Origin of the sequence: Celeribacter litoreus (assembly GCF_020165855.1) — a bacterium.
GTDB lineage: Bacteria > Pseudomonadota > Alphaproteobacteria > Rhodobacterales > Rhodobacteraceae > Celeribacter > Celeribacter litoreus.
Map to the genome: position 1 here is coordinate 12,375 of NZ_JAIUFY010000013.1, position 20,197 is coordinate 32,571.

The window sequence follows — 20,197 nt, forward strand, 5'->3', positions numbered from 1 at the left end:
GCCATGACGGACAAGACCTACGATCCCGTCACTTTTGACATCATCCAGAACGCGCTGGAGGCCATCGCGGACGAGATGTTCTATGCGCAGGTGAAGACCTCGATGAGCGCGATCATCTACGAGGTTCTCGACCTGTCGACATCGATCCTGAACCCTCAAGGCGAAATCGCCGCTTCGGGCGCGGGCATCCCCGCCTTCATCGGGGTGCTCGACAAGGCGATCATGGGCATCCTCAAGAAGTTCCCGCTGGATGAGATCCGCGAAGGCGATGTCTTTGCCTCCAACGATCCTTACTATGGCGGCGTGACCCACCTGAACGACATGGTGCTGGCGCAGCCGGTGTTTCATGAGGGCAAGATGGTGGCCTGGGTCGCCAATATCGCTCACTGGAATGACGTGGGCGGCAACGTGCCTGGCTCCATGTCCTCGGAAGCCACGGAGATCTTCCAGGAAGGAGTGCGGATTCCGGCGGTGAAGCTCTTCATGGAAGGCCAGCAGAACGACGCGGTCTTTGACATCCTGAAGATCAACTCTCGTCTGCCCGACTACCTGCACGGTGACCTCTGGGCGGGCATCGCGGGCCTGCGAATCGGCGAACGCCGGGTGCTGGAACTGGTGGAGAAATACGGCGAAGACACCTTTGAAGCCGCCGTAAGCGACTACATGGATCTTGGCGAACGCCGCGCTCGCGCCGCCATCAAGCAGCTCCCCCACGGCACCTATGCCTTCTCCGAAGAACAGGACTCGGGCGTGGTTCACAACCTCGAACTAACGATCACTGAAGACGAGTTCATTGTCGACCTGACGAACAACCCGTCGCAGTCGGGCTCGCTCAACTGTTCGCGTGAGGGCACAGAGATCGCCGTTCAGCTGGCATTCAAGGATTTCACAGATCCCGACGCCCCCGGCAACGGCGGCTTCTTCAAGCCGCTGAAGGTGGTGACCAAGCCCGGGACCATCTACCACGTCGAAGCCCCCGGCGCGCTCGGTTATTACTCCGAGGTTGAAATCCGGCTGTTCGACATGATCCTTCGTGCCATGGCAAAGCATTTCCCCGGCGTTGTGCCGGCGGGCAACTTCGCCTCCATCTGCGGCACTAACGTGGGCGGCCCGCATCCTGAAACCGGTCGCCACTATACCATCGTTGAACCTCAAGTCGGTGGTTGGGGCGCATGGGAAGGCTCCGACGGCGTGTCGGGGCAGTTCTCCGGTTTCCACGGCGAGACCTTCAACTGCCCGGCCGAAGTGGCCGAGGCGCGATATGGCCTGGGCGTTGACCAGGTGGCGCTCAACACCGAGCCCGGCGGCGAGGGGCAGTGGCGTGGCGGCAAGGGCATCGAGACGCATTACCGCGTGCGCGCCGACAACAACTTCCTGTCGGTGGGCTACACGCGCAACCGGATCGCGCCCTGGGGCGCCTCGGGCGGGCTGGACGGCTCTGTGAACTACGTCGAGGTTTTGCGCCGTGACGGCGGCAAAGAACGCTTCTCTTTCGCGACCAATCTGCAGGTCAACGAAGGCGACGTGATCCGCGTGGTCACCGGCAACGGCGGCGGCTATGGCGATCCCGCCAAGCGCAGCCGCGACGCCATCGAAAGCGACCTGCGCAATGGCTACCTGACGCCGGAGCGCGCCAAAGAAATCTACGGCTACGAGGCCTGACCGCCTTCCTGCCGCACATTGACCGCCCCCTTTTGGGGGCGGCTTCTTCATGACATACAAGACCCAGCCTTCAAGGAGGCCGACATGACCTTTACCCCTCACGGCAAACACCTGATCGCCGGCGAATGGATCGCCGCCACTGAGACCTTTTCCTCCGAGCCCGCCCATGGGCCCGCGCATGACTTCTCGGTCGGCACGCCCGAGCTTGTTGCGACGGCCTGTGAGGCCGCAGAGGAAGCTTTCTGGAGGTACGGCTATTCCACTCGTGCAGAGCGAGCAGCCTTTCTGAATGCCATCGCCGATGAAATTGAAGCCCGTGCCGAGGCAATCACTGAGATCGGTAGCCAGGAAAGCGGCCTTCCCGAAGCACGCTTGCAGGGTGAACGCGGTCGCACAACCGGCCAGCTGCGCATGTTCGCCGACCACATCCTGAAGGGCGATTGCCTGGACCGGCGGCACGACGCTGCCCTGCCCGACCGCACCCCGGCGCCGCGCCCGGAACTGTTCATGATGCAGCGTCCGATCGGCCCTGTGGCCGTCTTCGGCGCCTCGAACTTCCCCCTCGCCTTCTCGACCGCTGGTGGCGATACAGCCGCCGCGCTGGCCGCAGGCTGCCCCGTGGTCGTCAAAGGCCACAGCGGTCACCCCGGCACGGGTGAAATCATCGCCGAAGCGATCCACGCCGCCGTGGAAAAAACCGGCATGCCCAAAGGCGTCTTCTCGCTCGTTCAGGGTGGTGACCGCTCGGTGGGTCAGACCCTCGTGCAGCATCCACTGATCAAGGCCGTGGGCTTTACAGGCTCTCTTGGCGGCGGTCGCGCGCTCTTCGATCTTTGCGCACAGCGCCCCGAGCCGATCCCGTTCTTCGGCGAGCTCGGCTCTGTCAATCCGATGTTCCTGCTGCCTGAGGCGGTTTCGGCACGTGGCGAGGCTCTGGGGCAGGGCTGGGCCGGATCGCTTTCTATGGGCGCAGGCCAGTTCTGCACCAACCCCGGCATTGCCGTGGTGCTGGAAGGTGCCGAGGGCGAGGCCCTGGTGGAAGCCGCCCGCGCGGCCCTATCGGAAACTGGCGCCCAGGTCATGCTGACCGACGGCATCGCTAGGGCCTATGCCTCGGGCGCCGAGAAGATGGCGCGCGAGCCGGGCGTGCAGGAACTGCTGACCTCGGTCTGCGACATGCGCGAGGCCAAGCCCTTCTTGTTCCGGGTCTCCGCAGACGACTGGCTCGGCAACCATGCGCTGACCGAGGAGGTCTTTGGCCCGCTCGGTTTGGTGGTCGTGGCGAAAGACGCGGACCAGATGGTCGAGGTGGCCCGCAGCTTTGCAGGGCAGCTGACCGCGACGATCCACATGGATGACGGTGATGCGACGTTGGGCCGTCGACTGATGCCGATACTGGAACGCAAGGCCGGCCGGATCTTGGTGAACGGCTTCCCCACCGGCGTTGAGGTCTGCGACACGATGGTGCATGGCGGCCCTTACCCCGCCTCGACCAACTTCGGCGCGACCTCAGTCGGCACGCTGTCGATCCGGCGCTTCCTGCGACCAGTCTGCTATCAGAATCTGCCGGCGGCCCTGCTGCCCGAAGATTTGGTCGAGATCGCACAATGAGCGCGCCGGGTCTTTCCGACCTTTCGGACCGCCTCGATCGTGTGATCGAGGCGGGAGCCGCCGGACAGACCGCCTGGCTGGCACGGCTGGCTTCCTTCGACAGCACCCGCGGCAAGGAGGGTCCCTGCCAGGCCTGGCTGGCCGGTGAATTCGAGCAGCGCGGCTGGAATGTAGACAGCTTCGCCATTTCCGAGGTGGATATCGCTGGCAAGCCCGGTGCCTCGGCGGTGGTCGACGTGGATTACGACAAGGCGATCCAGGTGGTGGCCACGGCCGGCACCGAGGGCGGCAAGGGCCGCAGCCTGATCTTGCAGGGCCATATCGACGTGGTACCGACCGGCGCACCTGAGCTCTGGGAGCGCGATCCCTTCACCCCCGTGGTGAAGGAGGGCCGTATGTACGGGCGCGGTGTGAACGACATGAAGGTGGGCGTGACGGCGATGGTCCATGCCCTCGATGCGCTGGCCTCTCTGGGATATGCTCCCGATGCGCCGGTCTTCGTCGAGACAGTGAGCGAAGAGGAATGCACCGGCAATGGTGCGCTGGCGACGTTGGAGCGCGGCTACCGCGCCGATGCGGCCTTCATCCCGGAGAGCCTCGAACACAAGCTGCTGCGTGCTGAGCTCGGTTCGGTCTGGTTCCGGGCGCGGATTTTGGGCAAGCCGGGGCATGTCATGGCTTTCGACGCCGCTGCCAATGCCAACCTGGCGGCCTATGAATACGTGCAGGACCTGATCGCGCTGACGGCCGAGATTAACGTGGAAGCACAGGAACACCCCTGGTTTGGCCATATCGACGATCCGGTAAAGTTTAGCCTCGGCAAGATACATGGCGGCGACTGGCTGGGCTGCGTGCCCTCTTGGTGCGAGATCGAGTGCCGGCTGTCGGTGCTGCCGGGCCAGCCCCTGCCTGAGGTCCGCGCACGGGTGACAGAGCGGCTGAATGCCACGGCAGACCGGCTGGGCACGGCGCATCCGGAAGTGACATGGATCGGCTTCCAGGCCGACGGGCATGTCTTCGAGCCGGGCACCGAAGCCGAGGCGGCTCTGGCCCGCTGTCATGGCGAAGTCATGGGCAATGCCCTCGAAAGTTTCAGCCAGACGGCCACGTCGGACACCCGGCAGTATGACCTTTATTACGGTATCCCCACCCTTTGCTATGGCGGCACCGGCGGCGGCAGTCATTCGCCGCAGGAATACACCGACCTTAAGAGCATGAAGGACACGACGCGCATCATTGCCCTGTTCATCGCGGACTGGTGCGGGCTGCGCCCGATCAAAGGAAAAGAAGAGAAATGACCATCAAACGTTTCGGTGCAGGCCCTCGGATGAGCGACGCCGTGGTGCATGGCAACACCATTTACCTGGCTGGCCAGGTGGGCAATGAGGGCGAGGACCTGCAGACGCAAACCCGCACCGCGCTGGCCAATGTCGACCGGCTGCTGGCCGAAGCGGGCTCGGACCGCTCGAAGCTGCTGCAGATGACGATCTGGCTGGCCGACATGGCCGATTTTGCCGCGATGAACGAGATCTACGACGCGTGGGTCGACCACAACAACCTGCCGACCCGCGCCTGCGGGGAGGCCAAGCTGGCCACACCCGCTTACCTCGTGGAAGTGATCGCCGTCGCGGCGCTCTGATCCCCGAAAACCGCTGAGGAGCCCTTCATGACCGAGTTCCGATTCATTCCCGTCGAAACCCTGCGCCGCCAAGTTACCGAGATCTTCCTGAAGGCCGGGATGACCGAGGCCAATGCCGCTGCGGTCGCCGGGGTGATCACGGATGCCGAGCGTGACGCCTGCAAGTCGCATGGGATCTACCGGATCGAAGGCTGTCTGCGTGTGATCGCGACCGGGCATGCCGTGCCCGATGCTGTGCCGCAGGTGATTGAAAGCGAGACGGCGATCATCGAAGTCGAGGCGAAGGGCGGGTTTTCGAACCCGGCCTTCGACGCTGCGCGCGAGACCCTCATGGCCCGAGCCCGCAAGTTGGGCCTGGCGGCGCTTGTCATCCGCGACTGCCTGCATTTCTCGGCGCTCTGGCATGATGTTGAAGTGCTCGCTGACGAAGGCCTCGCGGCGCTGTCGATGTGCCCGAGCTATGCCTTTGTTGCCCCTGCCGGCGGTAAGGAGCCGCTGCTGGGAACCAACCCAATAGCCTTCGGCTGGCCGCGGCCTGGCGCACACCCCTATGTCTACGATTTTGCCACCAGCGTGGCCGCGCGGGGCGAGATTGAGCTCCATCGGCAGGCGGGCAAGCCCATTCCGGATGGCTGGGCAATTGACGCGGAGGGCCAACCCACCGCCGACCCCGAGGCTGCACTTGCCGGCTCGATGCTGACATTTGGCGGGCACAAAGGTTCGGCCATCTCGACCATGATCGAGCTTCTGTCGGGCGCCATGCTGGGCGAGATCATGAGCAAGGAGGCCCTGGAGGCCACCGGCGGTGCGGCCCTGCTGCCGCGCCACGGTGCGCTGATCCTGGCCTTTGCGCCCGAGGTCTTTGCCGCCCGCAGCGCCCGGGATCCGCTGGCCGAGGGGGAACGGCTGCTGGAGGCCTTCCGGCTGCAAGGTGCCCGCCTGCCCTCGCAGCGCCGCTTCGCCGCCCGCGAGGAGGCGCTGGAGAAAGGTATTCGGCTGACCAAGGACGAGGTCGCGCGACTGGCCCGCTTCCACGAAAACGGCCTTGCCGCTCTGGATGACTGAACCATGAGCATTGACACGACCATCGGCTTCATCGGCACCGGGAAGATCACCGAGGCGATAATCATCGGGATGGCAACAGCCGGCTGCCTGCCGGAAAGACTACTGATCTCACGGCGCAACGCCGAAACCTCGGCACGTCTCGCGGCCTTGGGTCTGGTCCGGTCTCAAGGAACAGATGCCGGGCGCAGAGTATACCGACGAAACCGGTATCCTGTACCGTATGCAGCACATCCTGTCTCTGAACGAACAGGCCCAGGTGCGCACCGCCGCGCAGCTGGCCGACATCGGCTACCAGGCTGCCTGCCACGTGACGCGCCCCGGGCGTCACCGATTTCGAAATCTATGCTGCCTTCACCTTCGCGCAGATGTCGCGCGGCGGCGAAAGCGGTGACGGCTACCAGATTGGCATCAACCAGTGGGGTACGGCCTGCGGCAAACCCTATGGTCACCGCGTCCGGCCGGGCGACCTGATCAACATGTATGTTTCGGGCGTCACCTATCACGGCTATTGGGCGCAGACCGCCCGCATGATGGCCGTGGGCAATATCACCGCCCGCCAGGAGGAAACCTTGGGAATGTGCACCGACGCGGTACGCCGCGCCGAAAAGCTGATCAAGCCTGGCGTGCAGATGAAGGATCTGCACGAGGCGGCGTTCAGCGCCTATATCGAACGTGGCTACCTCAAGGACGACGTGACGGCGACGATGCCCTATAACTGGGGTGCCATGGAAGACGGGTCCCCGCGCCGCGTTCCGGAAAAATACGTGCCCAACCCAGACTACGAAGCCACGGGCCGCACCCTAAATCACGTCTATCCGGCAACGAAGGGACCGCATAATCCGAACCTCGGCCACAGCGTGGGCAGTTTCGGCAACCCCAAGTTCAACGTGACATCCCACAACACGGAACGCTGCGAACCGGGCATGGTGTTCGTCCTGCACGCCCAGTGGCTGGACCCGATGAGCGACGGTGCCAATATCGGCGACTGCTACCTGGTGACAGAAGACGGATATGAGAACCTGAGCTGCCACAGCGCGCTCGACACCTACCGCGTCCCGGTCTGATCCCTCTGTCTCACGAATGGACCTGAAAACCCCAACTCGGAAACGGCGTTGGGGTTTTCACGAGGAAAGTGCCTACTGCCTATCACCTTCCGTTATGATTGGAATTCGTACAGCTCCATACGAGATTTTCCGTGTTCACACTGAATTTGACCCTTCTTCCGCGTACCTCCCGAGATCGAAGCACGGCCGAGCACAGAAGGAATGAGCGATAGCGATCGTAGCGTGTTGTGACAAATTGCGCTTGAGATTTCATTAGTACGCTCGAGGTGCCTCGCCAACTCCTTCGGAGCGGGATAGGCGGAGGATGGACCTGGAGGAGACCCGTCGAGGGGGTGGGGTCATTAGTAGGGGATTAGTAGGGGATGTACGTCGAACGTTCTCCAGAGATGTCTAACGTCGTCCAAGACTACGCCTGAATATTATCAAATTATTATAATGCGTTATGAGAAATCTGGAGGTGTTGTCCGGTCACGTCCAAGAGCAGGACGGCAAAATTCGTAATGATGGGGTCGGGGGTTCGAGTCCCTTCAGCGGCACCACTTCTCTGAAGTTTTCTCGCAGAAACATAACTAAAGCATCTTGTTCGTGATTTTTTTAATGACCATCTTTGGTTTTCTTAAGTGGCCCCAGATTTCCGGATAGGTAGCCCGCGTTTCAAAGGTGCACCCGATTTAATTTTCATGCTGCTAATTTCTGTTCTCGACCGCGCCAATGTAACCCCCTCGGTGGGGAAGAATGGGGGCGAGCGGTATTGTAGAAGTGCATCTATCTCTTGATCACTCATCGCGCTTGGAAACCGTCGGTGATTTCTTTGAGATAAAGGGGTTCCGGTTTCAATGAACACAAAAGTCGCTCGATAAAGATGTTGTCGGTATAGCGACCGTGTCTACCCATTGATACACGCATACCAGCTTCGGTCAGGGTGTTGATCCATGCCGACCCGGTGAAGTCTGATCTGTGTTCATGATCTCGGGTGGAACATGTTTGAAGATTGCTTCGCTTAGATCCTCGACGCAAAAGCCGGCATGCACTCGACCATTTTTCTCGGACCAATGGCGGACAGTGTCTCGTTGTTCGACAGGCGTGCAGCCAGCGTGGACTGGCTAAGCCGGACTAGCTTGCATTTTTGCGAGATGCCTTAATTTTTGGATGGGTGCGACGGATTATGGCGCGCTTCTTCTCGGGGCTCACTTGCTGAGCCCTTCGGAAAAATCGTTCTCGATCAACACCTCCAGATCATTCACATCTACCTAAGGCTGCCCGCTCTGCTTGCCGCCAGAAACCATATTCGCAGCGCCTAAAAACAGTCCTTCGATTTTCTTGTGCCCAAGTGGTTCAGGCGCCGCTGGTAATTCGACGCGATCTCTTGGATCGTATTGTCGCCCCAGTGTGCTTTCGACGTCGCCTTGATCTGTAAATTTCCGACGTTTCGTCATCCTCGTATTTCTTCAACGGTTCGGGATACGCCTTAGGTCACTGAACGATTTCCAGAGACTACTAGAGCAGGCGGACGAAAACAGCTCTTCTGAACATTTCGATTGAGGTTGATGTGTCGTTCAATGGTTACTCATCGCGAGTTTTTTTAATAACCGGCGAGACAAGCGGTCACGTAGCAATTATACACTAACCAACAGGCATTAGTGTCCAAATGAAAAACTGACCTATCCTTCGGCGGACTCGACAGCCTGCAAATACTGCTGCGCGATAATTCTCGCGAATGTTGCTATCTGAGGCATTATTGAATTGAGACAACGTTCCCGTCATTATGCTGCACGACCGACGAAATTTTTTGTTTCAGTGTGTCTAGTGGGATGCTTCGACGTAAGTTTATTCGTACGGGCACCATTTTATGTATAGAAAATGGTCCAGCGCCGACGTAAGCCGATTTTTAGGCGGGTTTCGCGCATGCTTTTTGACGCATAGCCGTAATAAGGCCATTCGTAGTGGCGCGGCATCTGGCGGCACTACTTCGCAGCTACTGATTGAGCTACTCGAGGCAAAAATCATCGATGGCGCAATCGTTTGGAAGATGGGTACAAGAGACGGAAGGCCCTATGCAGAGCCAATCATAGCTCAAACCCGGGAAGAAGTTATCAGCGCTAGAACCAGTCGGTACGTGCCTGCATATTTCGCGCGGGATGCGATGCCACTTATCCAAGATTATGACGGTAAATTGGCGATCGTAGCTCTTCCCTGTGATGTCACATATTTACGTCGGCGCATGTCCAAGGATGCCGCCTTGGCGAAGAAGATTGTTGGCATTCTGGCATTGTTCTGCGGTCATAACTCTTTGCCCGAGCTAACCGAGATCACTTGTGCACGGCATGGGTTCTCGTGGGCGGATTTGGACGATTTCACTTATCGCACAGGATCGTGGCGCGGCACATTGACCATGCTGCCTAAGAATGGTTCGGCTGTACAGATCCCAACGCGCCAGTTCACCCACTTTCAAAACCTGCATTACTTTTCGGAAAAAAAGTGTCTCTCGTGCTTTGACCATTTTGGCTATGATGCGGATATCTCGCTCGGTGACTCTTGGACAATGGGCGAAAAGAGAGGCGACGTAAAACCAACGATCTGTGTCGTCCGCACGGCTGTGGGCGAACATCTTTTTGATGTCGCCCGCCAAGGTCTTGAATGGTATTCAGTACGGCCAGAGCATGTGCTCTCGGGGAACTCCCGAGGGATGCTATATCACTACAATGTCAGCGCCCGCTCTGCGGCGGCCCGAGGCCTGAACTATTCGATCAATGACAGGTTGCACGTCCCAATCAGCTTCTTGGACAAGCTGATTGCACGTTGGGGCGTTTCGAACGTGCTTTGGACGACACGCGACTTAAGCGCCAAAGAGGCATTGACCAAGAAGCCCTTCTGGAAGATCAAAGCACAGGTCTACTTCTTCAAAGCATTGCAAGAGCTCAATTCTTACCGCTCCAATTTTTATGGCGACAACTGTATGATCTCAATCATTGGCGCAACCCTGACCGGAAACCAAGGTGCTGCGGCAATGCTGGAAACGACGATTGGAGAAGTGTCCAAACGTTTCCCAGATGCGCAGTTCATCATTCACTCTTACTTTCCGGATGAGGACAGGAAGGCTTGCTCATCGCCAAACATAAAAGTGGTGGATGCAAGGCCGAAAGCGCTCGTTCTCTCGGCGTTGCCCGCATTGCTTGACCGTTGTTTTCGTTGGCTAGGGTTTCGTGTGCCGAACTTCCTAATGCCACAAAGTTTGCGAGAGATCCGCAGTTCCGCAGTACTTTTGGATATTTCCGGCATCTCGCTTGCAGATGGACGAGAAAAATTCCTTCCTTTCAACTTACTCTGCAACTGGCCCGCAATGCTTGTCGGAACCCCAGTGGTGAAACTTGCCCAAGCCATGGGTCCAATGGAATCCTTTGCGACACGAAGCGTTGCACGCTTTCTCTTTCGCCACGTTCATCATGTATTCGCCCGAGGAAAAACTACGAGAAAGCACATCAGTGTCCATGCCCCCATCGACAAAACTACTGTCGCGGCGGACATCGCATTTCTCTATCGAGAAGACTACGCGCTGATCCCAGATTGGAGCGAGAAGCTTGATTGTCTGATTGAGAAGCTCTCGATAGACGAAAGACCGACGATTGCGATTTCAGTCAGCTCAGTTGTTGCGGGCATTCTCGCGAAATCGGGTAAAAGTTATATTGATGCCATGGCTGATCTCGTGGAGCAGCTGAACCGTGACGGGTATCGTATTGTCGTCTTTCCGAATGCATGCCGCACAGGGACCTCGTCCACACGAAATAACGACATTCCCATCATCGAAGGCCTGCGCGAAAAACTCTCTGTCGATCTATCCGATGTCCATCTTGTCACCCATGTCGTAAACACTGCTGCCATTCGAAGGCTGCTGACCAGAGCAGATGCCCTGATCTCAAGTCGTTTCCATGCGATGGTGGCAGCGCTAAGTCTCGGTACGCCGACCCTTGTTCTGGGATGGAGCCATAAATACGAAGAGGTCATGGAGATGTTTGGTGGTGAAAGTCGCTTCATTGGTACCGACAACATGTCCTATGACGCAATATCTGAGGCGGTTGCAGAGCTTCTTGAACACCGGGACGCGATAAAAACAACTTATGCAAAGCACTGTCGCGAGGTGGAAAAGCTTTCGTCGAGCCAGTTTGAGTGGTTGAATGATTTTCTGCACGCCAAGATCACTACGGCATTACCCAATGATACCGCGTAACTGGCTTCTGAAATTGGTGGGCCTTATTCTTGGTCTGTGTCTTTTCGGATGGGTCATTTTAGACGCCGTCGAGACAACACATTCAGAAGAATGGCCCGCTCTACCTGTTTCGCACCTTGTGCTTGCAACTGGTCTGGTAGTGACAGCGCATGGGCTTCACGGGTTAGCCTGGGTCATTGGAGCGCAGAATGTTTCAGGCAGAATCCAAGTCCTGGACGGTGTGAGCATATACTCCCTTTCCTTTATAGCTCGATACATTCCAGGAAAGGTCTGGCAGATCGGCGGAATCTCGTATCTTGCCAAGAAAAGAGGAGCCGATCCCTATAAGATCGCCGGATATTCACTGGTCTTCGTGTTTGCTTTCCCATGCATAGGCGCGTCTGTCATGCTAATCTCATATTTCGTTGATGATCTTTATTTTGGCTGGATCATTTGCTTGACCAGCGTACCTGTCCTCGCGCTTCTTCTTTCTGCGCTCTTCAGTTTAGCAAGTGAAGGTCTTGTTTCCTTTCTTCCTAAATATTGGCGGGACCGACTGCGCAGTGGTCTAAACCAACCATTTTGGGCGCTCTACGCAAACCTCCTTTTGCTCGCGCTTGTGTGGTTAGGTTTCGGTACATCAGGGCATGTTTTGCTGCGTGGGTTTGCGCCGGACTGGTCGGGCAGCTGGACACAATCGACGACTGCTACAATAGGAGGCTTAATCGCAGGATTTCTTGTCCTGATAGCTCCGTCTGGAGCGGGCGTTCGGGAAGCAACGACTTCTGTTTGGCTGACACACTTTGGGGTCAGTCCGATTGTATCAATCGCATTTGTAATTACCTTGCGCATCACGATGACACTAAGTGAATTCCTTTGGGCCGGACTTGGAGCTTTTGTTTTGTCTCGTTCCAACAAAGAAAAATGAGAAACTTGAGGACAGCCAGATGACAGAAGCACCAATTTTTAGCCTAGTCGTACCAGCCTTCAACGAAGAAGGTTCGGTCGAAATTCTTGCATCGGAAATTCAAAAGGTAATGACTGAGCTTGAAGGGCAGTACGAGCTAATTTGGGTTGACGACGGCTCGACAGACGCAACAGTTGAGGCCATGCAGAGGGTGCAGGCAGGCCACGACAACATCAAGATTCTTCAACTGGGTCGCAACATGGGAAAATCGGAAGCCTATACGCGTGGATTCTCGGCCGCGCGTGGAAACCTGATCATCACCCTTGACGCTGATCTTCAGGATGATCCGGCCGAAATTCCCCGGCTTTTGGGTGAATTCCATAAAGGCTTCGATCTTGTGGTAGGCCGCAAAATGGGCCGGATGGGTAATGAGCCTCGAAAAGCTATCGTCTCTCGACCGTTCAATTTCGCACTCCGTAAGCTTTTCAAACTAGACTTGCACGACACGAACAGTGGGTTCCGGATTATGAAAAGCGACGTAGCCAAGTCTCTTAATCTGTACGGTGACCTCTATCGTTTTATTCCCCAGATCGCACATCTGAACGGTAGTTCGGTAACTGAAGTTGGTGTAACACATCGCAAACGCAGTTTCGGAAGCAGCAAATATGGTGCGTCAAGATTCTGGACTGGCTTTCTCGATCTTTGCACCGTCACATTCCTCGGATTGTTCGTGAGGAAGCCCCTCCACATCTTCGCAACGTTTGGTGCAGTTTTTGCTATTTTAGGCTTCGGCCTCGAAGTCTATGTTTTGCTGCAGAAGCTTTTGGGGAGTACTTTTCAAAAGCATGTTGCTGCGATTATCATCGGCGCCATGCTTTTGATCCTAAGTGTCCAACTCTTCATGAGCGGCATTCTTGCAGACATGCTGGCATCGCAGAGAAGGATGCTGGAAGACATCCAGCGCAGATTTGAACGGTGAGTCTCGTCGCGCGCCACCTGTCTCTTCTGTTTGCAATTGTGATTGCGTCGCTCCTCCTGTTGCCATTGGCTGTAGCTGAACTGGGGCGAGATCAGGCCAATTGGTTGACTGTGGCGATGGCGCTTGAACATGGAAGCGTAATGTATCGCGATGTTGCGGTCGTAAATACCCCCGGTCTCGGATTCATCTACGCATCGATTAATCTGGTGACAGGAGATCCGCAGCTGACGCCGTGGATTGTCCATTCATTTACCGTTCTCGCAACGATCGTAGCAGGATACATCTTGGTTGACGCGACGAGCGGGAGGGCCGCCGCGAATGGTTCGGCTGTCTTGATGGCACTGCTTTGGCCGCAAAGTATGGGCTGGTGGGAGATGGCCCAGAAGGATGGCGTCGCCTATATGTTTGCGTTGGGAGCAATGGGTGCATTCGCAAAAGCACCTGATCGAAGACTTTTCAATTTTCTTTCTGGTGCTTTGCTTGCTGCCGCGATCTTCACCAAATCAAGTGCCGTCATTTATGCTCTTCCCTGTGCGACTCTGCTGCTAGTTGAAAGTCGGTCTCTTAGGAACTTGATAGCGCGCGTGACATGGATTTCTGCAGGATTCCTTTTTTTCCTGACCCCATTCGCACTCTATCTTACATGGTATAACGCATGGGCAGCGGCGAAAGCCTCGGTAATTGATCGTGCTGTCGCATATGGAGCGTTCGATCGACTTACCAGTGTCGAGGCGCTTAAGAAGCTTTGGGCGATCCTATACCGAGCAGTTGGAGTAACCTTGCTGCTGCCTGTCCTCTTGGTGAATGTGCCCAAGGCTGAAGGTAGACCGCATATCTCTTTGATTGTGATGTTGATCGTATCAGTCCTCTCTGCGGTGTTTCAGGGGCGGGGGTGGGTTTACCATGCCGTACCCGCTGTCGCTTCGACGAGCCTCTTGGTTGGTGCCTGCCTCGGTTTGGTTTTCGATAATCGCAGCACGATCAGAAAAGGCCTGGCAGCATTGATCACGATTTTCTCTGTATTTAATTCGGCGTTGATCCACTCGCCCCGATTGTCTGAATACGCGCGTGCCCTAACCGATGATGTGCCGATGGAATGGCGGGATAGTTATTTCTCTATGCGGGGAAAGGCGAAACCAAGTGAGTCCCGAGAAGTTGCTAATTGGATCAGCAGTGTCACCAACTCGAATGACCGAATCTTTGTTTGGGGCATGGAAAGCCAGATATACATTTTTGCCGATCGAATGTTTGTGGGTCCAAGTTTTGCGGACGCGCCAATTTGGCACCCACAGCTTGCAGAAAAGCAAAGCGGTTACTTCAAATCAAAAAGCATCTCATTTCTTAATGAGTTAAAAGCGAACCCGCCAAAAGTTTTTGTGGTCGCGAGGAACGACGCGAACCATGTTGAACCTTTGGCTTCAGATGCTGCTCTGCAGACACTGCCTGACCTTGCAAGGTTTATAGATGAGAATTACGCTATCAAATTGTCTACACAGAATCTGATTGCCTATCAATTGAACGCACACGATTCTGGATAAGCTGGCAGAGATACTGACGCAAAGTTTGAACGAGCGAAGCTCTTTTACGACCTGTGTTTAAGGTGCTGGCGTAGAAATTTGGATAACATTAAACCAGAGAAAAGAAATGAACGTGCTGGCCTCACGTCTCGTCCGCGTCCTCCAGAATGTTGAGGCTCAGTTTCACGGAGAGCGAATCTTTCATGAAGTTAACAATCTCTTGCCTGAATGACTAAAAATTTCCGTGTTATGAATCTATCTAGAACATCTTACAAACACGGCACAAATTTGATGGACGGCGCGACAAAAATAGCGGGCGCGACGATCTTCGTCGGGCTTTGCCTATTGTTTTGGCCCTTTGTGGCTGATGACGCATATATTGTTGGACGGTATGCCCAAAACGCTGCGGCAGGCAACGGGCTGGTTTACAATATTGGTGAGCAGGTTTCGGCGCTCACCTCACCTTTGCATGCACTTCTGGAAACAGGATTAGCTCTTCTGGGTCTTGATCCAGTCACAAGCTATCGTGTAATCGCACCGATACTTGTACTTCTTGCATGGCTTACGGCAATTCGAGCGACGGAGTTGCGCGGGCCCGCACTAGCTGTTTTCACATCGGTGTCACTCCTATCCCCATTCGTCGCCCTTTGGACGGTCGGCGGCTTGGAAACAGCGATGCTTACCTGTCTATCCACGTTGTTCATATCTCAAATTGCACTGATAGTTCGCATGGGAGCTGCTAAAGGACGAGACTTTGTGCGGCTCGGAACATTGGCCGCGCTAATGTTTTTGACACGCTATGACAGCGTCCTCGTTACCGGTCCGATCTTGCTGGCAATTTTAGTGGAAGAATACCGGCGTCCGTCTCTTTGGATTGGCGTAGCTATTTTTTTCGCCATGGTGTCCGGCTGGTTAATCTTCTCGTTTCTTTACTACGGTGATATCTTTCCGACTTCTTTCTATGTAAAGCTCGCAGTCGGCGGTCGTGGCTCTCTCGACAGCATTGCTACGCTTCTTAATTTCGCGTTTTTGTCTGGCCTACTGTTCATGGTGTTTCTTGCGCGCCCAAGGCCGTTCGAGGCACTTGCCCCGCTGTCAAAGACTATCCTGAGGGGCGCTGTTGTCAGTTTAGCGATGTTTCTGATTTACGCGAGCGTTGCATCCGGTCAGCACATGATGTTTGGATATCGACTTTTCGTGCCGTATCTAATGGGATCTGGGCTGGTGCTTTCGCTTGCACTTTCGAGACCCAGTCTCATGCTGGTTGCTGTGGTTGCAGGATACCAAGCTGCCATGATTTTGGTTGTGAATTTCCTGGGCATCAACCCTGCGCCTTTGACAAATTTGCCTTTATTGAGGGAAGCCTATGTAGAGTATGAGTTCGTTACTCCTGCGACTTATGGACAGTTCATGGAAATGCTGCGTAGCGATGCGGAGGACATTGCCGAACATTGGCGGCAAACGGGTTTTGAAGGTAAGCCGCACATATATCTTCGTACTGGGGGCACCGGCTTTTGGTTGCCTGATTTCTATGTCTATGAAAGTCTCGTCTCCTACCGACATGGCTGCGTCGAGCCGGTTACTAGAATGATTGGCGCATCACATTACGTGCAACAACTCGGAATTAGCGTTACCGGCAAAATGGCCGAGAACTTAGGGCGCGCTCGACCTGACGTGGGGAATGAACCTCTTCTTTTTGCGACGACCATCGATTGGATGGGTCCTAAAGTTACTGGCTATCTATTCGGCACTGCGCCGACGCCACTAGATTTTGGATCGCGCGTTAATTCGGGCTGCGTTGACTTGTCTCCGCCCACTTCTGGCGGCTGACCTTGTCCACTTGATCGGTGATTTAGACCTTGTACGCCATTGGTCCGAGGACAATGGTCGAGTGGAGGCGGACTTCTGCGTTGAGGCACTGAACGAGGCCATCCACAAGTTTGGTCCGCCGGAGATAATGAATACTGACTAGGGATCTCAGCTCACATCTTTTGCCTGTACGGATCGACTGCGCCGAACCGGAGTTAGCATCTCGATGGATGGCAAGAGCCGCTTCCTCGATAATATCTTCATCGAGAGGCTGTGGCGAACCTTGAAATATGAGTGCGTCTATCTGCATGCCTGGGAGACCGGATCAGAAGCGAAGTTAGACATCCGGAAATGGGTGGCCATTTACAACAAACAACGCCCACACTCAGTCCTTGGCGGGGCAGGCCGCCAGCCGTGGTCTATTGGCTGAGAAGTGATATAACCCAATCCGATCAGCAGGAGCAGAGAGTAGCATAATTCACGCCAAATTCTGTCCAAGAGATGGGGAGTAACTCATAGAAATCGAGTTCATGAGCCCTAGTCAGGCAGATATGAGAGCGAGCACACTTCTCGATGTAGAGCTGGGTGCTTTTTTAGCCGTTCTTTCGGCACGCTCTGATATTTCTGTTTCTGCCAAATCCATCAAATTGTTCGGTTTAAGTCGATCTTCATCCCTCTCTGATACGCCTGAAGACGGGTGAAAATGAGGTGGTGATATGAGCGGCAAAGGCAACGCTCCGATAATCATTAAGAGAAAGAAGGTCATTCAAGGGGGCGGTCATCATGGCGGCGCCTGGAAGGTGGCTATCGTGGTGTTTCCTTTGATCTAAAGACGCATTTTGCGCCGCATCAGTTTTGGTTTCCGCCCACGCGGACAGATTTCGGGTCGTCATTCTGACTGATTGCAGGACCTGTCTTTCAGGTCGTCTGCGCCACCCATCGGGATGCGTTGTGATGTTTGCAGGTCAAAGCCTAATATCTTGCTAAGCGGCGCGGCTCAGATGCAGCTAATTCGAGAAAATTCTATGCTTTTCTCTTAAGGGACAGAGACTTGTGGCCGATCGAAGTTGCAGCACCGTTCGGTCCGTATGCGGTAAAGCTTTGAGAAGAATCACGTAGAGTACGGAGCCGCAGTGCTGCAGCTTTCACACCTTTTGAGGCGGCTCTGAACAATGCTTGATTGCGTTCAGACTCTTTTCTAAGAGCCGCAAGAGTGCGCTCCGATGCATTACTTTTCGCGACGAGGGGAAGGAGCGTCTCTTTCGCCTTGATGAAGTGTTCAAGTTTATCGAACTCACCTTTCAGGATCACGGCACGCTCTCTTTCCAATAGCGTATTCAGTGCTGCGACCGGGCGGAATTGATCAAGCAGTGCCATCGCTTTGTGTCCTCAAAGAATTGAAAATTTGCTCCGCGAGGCCGATTCCCCCCGCCTCGACAATGCGTTTGGATTGGGCTTCCACAAGAAATGATGTGAACTGATCCTCTCCGGAGCCGCCCCCAAAGAAGTCAGGAGTTTTCCCGAATCCCGATGCTTTCAACATTTCGGCGAGAAACTGCGCCTCCAGTGTCTCGGATGCCTCGCGGAGTTTTTGGGTATTCGGTGTCGACGCTGGTTCGCTCCGTGCTGGAGTAATGCTGTTTATCTCGAGACCCATTCTGTGCCTCCCGTTGCGAAAATATTTTTTGGTTTTACCGGCCTGTCGGTAAAGAACCGGTAACTGTCAGGCGGGATATTGGCTGCACGTCGCAAAACGCCGGGTGCAAGAAATGCAATTACCTCTCGCTGATTCCATCACAGGACTTTTTTCAGTGAACGCTGAAAGTGATCTGATCCAATCGGCCGAAAGTGGTGTGAGGGTCCCGCTAGGCGGCGAGTTTCAAATGCCCTCCGCACCACCCCTCTTGTTTGAAGACGTCTTTGATGGCGAGATCATGATCCCAGGACTTTCGTCGCAGGATGCAGATAGCTCTGTCTGCGATGTCGAGGTCACATATGAACCCGCGGGCGAGGCCGTTGTGGAAACCATGCCCGAGCATCAGTTGCAGCCAGTTCCTGAGCACCTCCCTCAAGTCGTCTGGGAGGCCGGGTTTGAGAGCTCGTTGGGTCATGTTCCGAGTGCAGAACGCGAAGGGAGAGAGGTGTCAAAGGATGTTGAGCTTGCCTCGCTCGACGTTGAGATCGGGGAGCAGCCCGATCTGCCGGAGGAGGATAGTGGCGCACGCGACGCACCCGTTCCTTACTCGCTTAACGCAACGGATATGGATTCGAATTCTCAGGATAAGCCTGCGGCAGCGCGCGCAGAATTCAATCCATCGACGGAGCCGGTCGACGACGCTCCAAAGGCAGCTGAAAGAGTTGCATCACAACCATCGACAGACATTCCGCGGGAGATGAGGCGTGTCGGGGGGAGCTTTGAAATTTCTGATCCTGTCCCGACCGATTCGCATTCGGCGCCTATCGTGACCGAAGGAGCCGAAAGCGCCACAACGACCACTGCGAGCGGAGACGTCAAATTGACCCGCCTTGAGGACCAAGCGCGACAGCCATCTCACATGACCGAGTTTGTTAAAGATGTGCCTGCGCATGCCGTAGAAAAGCCTGCTGATTTCATCAGCAAGACGCGTGAGCCCGTACAGGAGAAGGTGCACCACCCGAAAATCGGGAACGAATTGCAGTTCGCGGGGCCCGATGAAAAGGGGATTCGGCATGCTGAATTTGAGCACGACTCGGTGCAGGGTGTGAGGATCAGCGCACCTGAGACCTCGCTGCGCTCAAGCCGGGATGCGGGCCCGTCCCAGGTGGACGAGTTTCACCCACAGATGATTGTGCAGGGCGGAACGCCGAGTGAAGCGGTCAGCCAAAGTCCGATTCATTCGGAGAGTGCTACATCTCAAGGCGCCGAGATTAAGATCGAGAGCAGATCAGAATTAGGGCAAACACTTGTAGATGTGTCTGAGCAGCATGGCGTTGCGTCGAAACACCCTCAGTCGCAGTCCGACAGAAAGGTTGAGGGCCCATCAATTGCCGCATCGGAAACGGCGGATACGTTGCAAACTGATGCAGCAGTTCCAATGCACGGGGACACGGCGGAAACCGAGGAACTGGCATCAAAAACGAAGCAACTGAGTTTGTCTGAAGGTCAGGAGATGCACCCTGAAGGCGTTCCGAGGCCAGATTCAAAATCACCAATCTCTGTCAGTGACGCGACAGATGGCATCCTCGAAACCGTCACGGAGCCTGATTTCGGCAATTTTGGTGAGAGAGAGATCAATAGCATTGAGAAGCCGTCTCGCGATGCTCCGATCCAGTCCGCAGGTCAGGCGCCCAAAGTTGAACTGCCGACGCGGATCGCGATGCAAATTGCCGAAACCGCGCGGCATCTTCCGGACAGGCCGATCGAGATCACTTTGTCCCCAGAAGAACTGGGTAGGGTGCGGCTTTCATTCCACCTGTCGGACAGTGGTGCGGTTCAGGTCGTGATCGCTGCGGAGCGCCCGGAGACTATGGATCTCATGCGCCGAAACGTCGAAAGCCTTGCGGGTGAGTTTCGTGATCTCGGCTATTCGGGCAGCGGATTTACGTTCGAGAGTTTCGATCATTCCGAACAGGAACGCCCTTCGCACGCAGATAATGTGCAGCCGGAGTATTTGCTTGAAGAAGAAACAATAGCGTCCACCCCTGCGCCTGTGCGGCTTTCCCTCGGGGGGAACTCGCGCATGGACTTGCGGCTCTAAGAG

Annotated in this window: 13 protein-coding genes and 4 pseudogenes; 15 read left to right on the forward strand and 2 right to left on the reverse strand. The window is 55.8% G+C overall.

The window, feature by feature from the left end; all coding sequences use genetic code 11:
* Window positions 1-3 precede the first annotated feature (3 nt).
* From LA304_RS12115 to LA304_RS12180, 14 genes and pseudogenes are all read left to right on the forward strand, one after another.
* The gene (locus LA304_RS12115; protein WP_224503422.1) at window positions 4-1,662 is read left to right on the forward strand and encodes a hydantoinase B/oxoprolinase family protein; all 1,659 of its coding nucleotides are present in this window, start codon (window positions 4-6) and stop codon (window positions 1,660-1,662) included.
* 84 nt (window positions 1,663-1,746) lie between these two features.
* Window positions 1,747-3,273, forward strand: a complete 1,527-nt coding sequence (locus tag LA304_RS12120; protein ID WP_224503423.1) for an aldehyde dehydrogenase (NADP(+)) — start codon at window positions 1,747-1,749, stop codon at window positions 3,271-3,273.
* Complete coding sequence (locus LA304_RS12125) at window positions 3,270-4,571, forward strand: ArgE/DapE family deacylase (RefSeq protein WP_224503424.1); 1,302 nt, start codon at window positions 3,270-3,272, stop codon at window positions 4,569-4,571. Before LA304_RS12120 ends, LA304_RS12125 begins: the two co-directional genes overlap by 4 nt.
* A complete protein-coding gene (locus LA304_RS12130) occupies window positions 4,568-4,912 on the forward strand; it encodes a RidA family protein (RefSeq protein WP_224503425.1) in 345 nt (114 codons plus the stop codon). Before LA304_RS12125 ends, LA304_RS12130 begins: the two co-directional genes overlap by 4 nt.
* Window positions 4,913-4,939: 27 nt before the next feature.
* Window positions 4,940-5,977 (forward strand): Ldh family oxidoreductase, encoded by a 1,038-nt coding sequence (locus LA304_RS12135; RefSeq protein ID WP_224503426.1) that lies wholly within the window; start codon window positions 4,940-4,942, stop codon window positions 5,975-5,977.
* Between the two features lie 3 nt (window positions 5,978-5,980).
* Window positions 5,981-6,118, forward strand: a pseudogene (locus LA304_RS17945) (NAD(P)-binding domain-containing protein); the annotation flags it as partial.
* A 188-nt stretch (window positions 6,119-6,306) separates the two neighbouring features.
* Window positions 6,307-7,041: pseudogene (locus tag LA304_RS12145) on the forward strand (M24 family metallopeptidase); the annotation flags it as partial.
* Between the two features lie 1,849 nt (window positions 7,042-8,890).
* Window positions 8,891-11,266 (forward strand): polysaccharide pyruvyl transferase family protein, encoded by a 2,376-nt coding sequence (locus LA304_RS12150; protein WP_224503429.1) that lies wholly within the window; start codon window positions 8,891-8,893, stop codon window positions 11,264-11,266.
* Window positions 11,253-12,173, forward strand: coding sequence for a hypothetical protein (locus LA304_RS12155; RefSeq protein ID WP_224503430.1), 921 nt, complete (start codon window positions 11,253-11,255; stop codon window positions 12,171-12,173). Before LA304_RS12150 ends, LA304_RS12155 begins: the two co-directional genes overlap by 14 nt.
* Before the next feature lie 19 nt (window positions 12,174-12,192).
* Window positions 12,193-13,131, forward strand: a complete 939-nt coding sequence (locus LA304_RS12160) for a glycosyltransferase family 2 protein (protein ID WP_224503431.1) — start codon at window positions 12,193-12,195, stop codon at window positions 13,129-13,131.
* Between the two features lie 65 nt (window positions 13,132-13,196).
* Complete coding sequence (locus LA304_RS12165; RefSeq protein ID WP_224503432.1) at window positions 13,197-14,669, forward strand: hypothetical protein; 1,473 nt, start codon at window positions 13,197-13,199, stop codon at window positions 14,667-14,669.
* A 270-nt stretch (window positions 14,670-14,939) separates the two neighbouring features.
* Entirely contained in the window at window positions 14,940-16,478 is a 1,539-nt protein-coding gene (locus LA304_RS12170; RefSeq protein ID WP_224503433.1) for a hypothetical protein, read from the forward strand.
* A 61-nt stretch (window positions 16,479-16,539) separates the two neighbouring features.
* Window positions 16,540-16,857: pseudogene (locus LA304_RS12175) on the forward strand (transposase); the annotation flags it as partial.
* 316 nt (window positions 16,858-17,173) lie between these two features.
* Window positions 17,174-17,275 (forward strand): annotated as a pseudogene (locus tag LA304_RS12180) (chemotaxis protein MotB); the annotation flags it as partial.
* Window positions 17,276-17,480: 205 nt separating this feature from the next.
* Here the strand turns inward: LA304_RS12180 and LA304_RS12185 are convergent.
* The gene (locus LA304_RS12185) at window positions 17,481-17,834 is read right to left on the reverse strand and encodes a hypothetical protein (RefSeq protein WP_224503434.1); all 354 of its coding nucleotides are present in this window, start codon (window positions 17,832-17,834) and stop codon (window positions 17,481-17,483) included.
* Window positions 17,821-18,114, reverse strand: coding sequence for a rod-binding protein (locus LA304_RS12190; protein WP_224503435.1), 294 nt, complete (start codon window positions 18,112-18,114; stop codon window positions 17,821-17,823). Before LA304_RS12190 ends, LA304_RS12185 begins: the two co-directional genes overlap by 14 nt.
* A 112-nt stretch (window positions 18,115-18,226) precedes the next feature.
* Here LA304_RS12190 and fliK point away from each other — a divergent pair, with 112 nt between their 5' ends.
* On the forward strand, window positions 18,227-20,194 hold the full coding sequence (gene fliK, locus LA304_RS12195; RefSeq protein WP_224503436.1) for a flagellar hook-length control protein FliK: 1,968 nt from the start codon (window positions 18,227-18,229) through the stop codon (window positions 20,192-20,194).
* Window positions 20,195-20,197: the final 3 nt, after the last annotated feature.